Origin of the sequence: Pseudonocardia ammonioxydans, from assembly GCF_900115005.1 — a bacterium.
In the GTDB taxonomy this organism is placed as follows: domain Bacteria; phylum Actinomycetota; class Actinomycetes; order Mycobacteriales; family Pseudonocardiaceae; genus Pseudonocardia; species Pseudonocardia ammonioxydans.
Genome location: NZ_FOUY01000122.1, coordinates 1 through 3,118 on the forward strand (window position 1 = coordinate 1; position 3,118 = coordinate 3,118).

Annotated in this window: 4 protein-coding genes; all 4 read right to left on the reverse strand. The window is 73.6% G+C overall.

Going from position 1 to position 3,118, the window contains the following annotated elements; all coding sequences use genetic code 11:
• Positions 1-243: 243 nt before the first annotated feature.
• On the reverse strand, positions 244-558 hold the full coding sequence (locus tag BM093_RS34435) for a rhodanese-like domain-containing protein (protein ID WP_093357614.1): 315 nt from the start codon (positions 556-558) through the stop codon (positions 244-246).
• Between the two features lie 38 nt (positions 559-596).
• Entirely contained in the window at positions 597-1,394 is a 798-nt protein-coding gene (locus BM093_RS34440) for a sulfite exporter TauE/SafE family protein (protein ID WP_307724065.1), read from the reverse strand.
• Positions 1,391-2,038 carry a rhodanese-like domain-containing protein gene (locus BM093_RS34445; protein WP_245773998.1) on the reverse strand — a complete coding sequence of 216 codons (648 nt, stop codon included), beginning with the start codon at positions 2,036-2,038 and terminating at the stop codon, positions 1,391-1,393. The genes BM093_RS34440 and BM093_RS34445 overlap by 4 nt, the downstream gene beginning before the upstream one ends.
• 109 nt (positions 2,039-2,147) lie before the next feature.
• Positions 2,148-3,118 (reverse strand): rhodanese-like domain-containing protein (locus tag BM093_RS34450; protein ID WP_093357619.1); only part of this gene is annotated, 971 nt, incomplete at its 5' end.

Sequence of the window (3,118 nt, forward strand, 5' to 3'; positions counted from 1 at the left end):
CGGGTTCCCTCGCCCGGTGCCGCGCCGGCACGTGCGCGGCTCTGGGCGAGCCGGAACACGACATAGCCCAGCAGTATCAGCCCGATCAGCACCAGGACCGGCCATACCCAGGCCCAGCCCATCATCGATCCACCCATCATCGTCATGACCTCCTCGCCCGGCGCCCCCCTCGGTGCAGGGGGCGTCGGATGTCGCTCTCGTGCAGTGCAGTGATCCGGCTCGGCTACCCGGTGGGGTGGCGCGCTATCCGGTGGTGGTGGGGTGCCCGGAGGCGATCCAGCCCTGGGTGCCGCCGGTGACCGATACCGCGTCGAGTCCGGCCGCGGTGAGCAGTTCGGCGCCTTGGGCGCTGCGACCGCCGGACTGGCACACCAGGTGCACCGGACGGTCGGTGGGGACCTCGGCGAGGCGGTCACCGAGTTCGGGCAACGGAATCAGGCGGGCGCCGGGGATGTGGGCCTCGGCGTACTCGTCGGGGTTGCGGACGTCGATCACGGTCGCCTCGCCGGTGTCGCGGGCGGCGGCGAGGTCGTCGATGGAGATCTCACGGACGGTCATGGGGTGTGCTCCTTCGTGTCGTGTCGTGTCGTTGCAGGTCAGGTGGTGGCGAGGGCGACGACGGTCTGGGCGGTCACGCCGGCGGCGACGAGTAGGACCAGCGTGGCGAACCCGCGGCTCAGCGTCCTCGCCGGCAACCGGCGGGCGAGGCGGCCGGCCGGGAGCGAGGCGAGGATCGCGGCGGCGGCGAACGGGGCGATGATGGTCCAGTCCAGCCCGCCTGCGGTACCGGCCGCGCTGGCGGCGGTGAGGTAGGGCAGCAGCGCGGCGATCGAGTTGATGACGATGACGACCAGCGAGGTGGCCACCGCACTCGGGGTCCGTAGACCGAGGGCGACGACGAGGGCGGGCACGAGCAGGAAACCGCCACCGACGCCGAGCAATCCGGTCAGGAACCCGACCAGCAGCCCGGTCGCGACGGCGCGGGGCAGGCAGTGGCGCCAGGCGACGCCGCCGCCGGGAAGCTCACATACCCCGCCGGCCTCGTCGGTGTCGCGCAGCATCCGCAGCCCGGCGGCGACCATGAGCGCGGCGAAGACCAGCATCAGCCATCGGCCGTCGAGTTGCTGGTGGACGATCCCACCGATAACAGCAGTGGGGATGCCCGCGGCGCCGATGATCGCGGCGAGGCGCCAGTTGACCTCGCGGCGGGCTCGCGGGGCGACCGCGACCGTTGAGGCCAGCCCGATCACCACCAGCGATGCCGGGACCGCCTCGGCCAGGGGGAGCCCGAGCCCGTAGACGAGGGCGGGCACGGCGAGGATGCCGCCACCGCCGCCCACGAGGCCGAGCAGGGCGCCGATGAGTAGCCCGAACCCCGCCGCGAGAACGATCACCGCTGCGTGTCCTGCGGGCGTTCGTGTCGCCGGGCTCGCAGCCCGGCGAGGGTCTGGCCGATCTCGGGCTCGGTGACGTCGCGGTTGGCCGGGAGCCGGGCCAGGGCGGCGCCCATGGCGCAGGTGTTGCTCAGCGCGGAGAAGGTGAGCCCGGCGCCGATCCCGCCGGCCAGCAGCCGAGCCTTCGGCGAGACGAGCCGCCCCGCGGTCAGCCCGGCGAGCACGAGAGCTCCGGCGACGAGCCGGACCTGGCGCTCCAGCGCCCAGACCTGGCGGCCGCGCACGATGTCACCGCCGGCGACGGTGTAGGCGGGCAAGCCGCCGTCGAGGACGTGGGCGCGCTCCAGACCCGCGGCGGCGAGGTAGCGCCGGGCCTGCTCGGCGCGCACCCCGGACTGGCACACCAGCACCACCGGGCCCGCGATGTGGGCGGCGAGATCACGGGTGTGCTCGGCCAGCGTGGCCAGCGGCATGTGGTAGGAGCCGCGGATGTGGGAGGCCTGGTATTCGGCCGCGCTGCGGACGTCGACGACCACCGGTGTACCGGCCCCCTCGCGCGCAGCGGCCTGGTTCCAGGCGATGACGGTGTCGGCGTCGACGGTGTGCCCGGTCGGGGAGGTCTCGGGCGGGGAGGTCATGGTCATGGGGGAAGGGGTCCTCTCGTTCTGCGTCGAGGCGATTCGCCCCGTGGGGCTGCGCCGGCCTGTTGGTCGGGCTCCTGGGAGGTGCGCATGCGTGGCGCCTGGGCGGGGGTCAGCTGCCGGTGGTGGCGGACTGGTCGGTGATGGGCAGCCCGGCTTCGGCGGCCCGGGGCCAGTCGTCGTTGATCAGGACCAGGTCGCGGCCGGGGCGGTCGAGCATCGATGCGGCGATCGAGGCGCGATAGCCCGAGCCGCAGTAGACCCACACCTGGGTGTCGGGGACCTCGTCGCGGCGGGCCGCCAGCTCGTGCAGCGGAATGTGCACTGATCCCTGCACTCCGCCGGCGGCGCGTTCCTCGTCGCGGCGGGCATCAACGATGAACAGCCCGCTCCGGCCATGCTGTGCGCGGGCCGCGGCGAGGGCGGCGAAGTCCGAGACCGGGTAGGAACGCAGGCCCTGCCCGGCGTCGAGGGACTCGATCGGGCCGGTCGCGGCGCCGGCGAAGCGGTCGATGCCGATCCGGACCAGTTCGCGTTGGGCGTCGGCGACCTGCTGCGGGTCGTCGCCGATCAGGGTCAGCTCGGCGTCGAAGTCGAACGTCCAGCCGAAGTAGGTGACGAATGGTGTCGAGAGTTCGTAGCCCAGCGAGCCGGGCAGGTGACCGGCGGCGAACGCGGTGCGCTCACGCAGGTCGATCACCCACTGGCCGGCCTCGAGGCGGCGTCGCAGCTCGGCGGGGTCGACCGGTTCCGGGGCCGACAGGTCGACCGGGGCGGGACCGGCCGTGTTCGCCGGCCCCATGCGGGCGTAGTAGGTCGGGAACGCCCCCAGCCCGGCGATCAGCGCGTCGACGTAGTCCTGCTCGTCCTGGGTCAGTGCCGGGTTGGTGGTGGCCTCCTGTCCGACGGTGGAGCCGTCGGCGCCGCTGGCCGGGGTGCTCGCGCAGAAGCTGCCGAATCCGTGGGTCGGGTAGACCGCGGCCGCGGCGGGCAGCTCGGCGACCAGCCGGCGCACCGAGTGGTACTGGGCGTGGGTCAGCTCGACGGTGTCTTCCGGGGAGACGAGGTCGGTGCGCCCGGTGG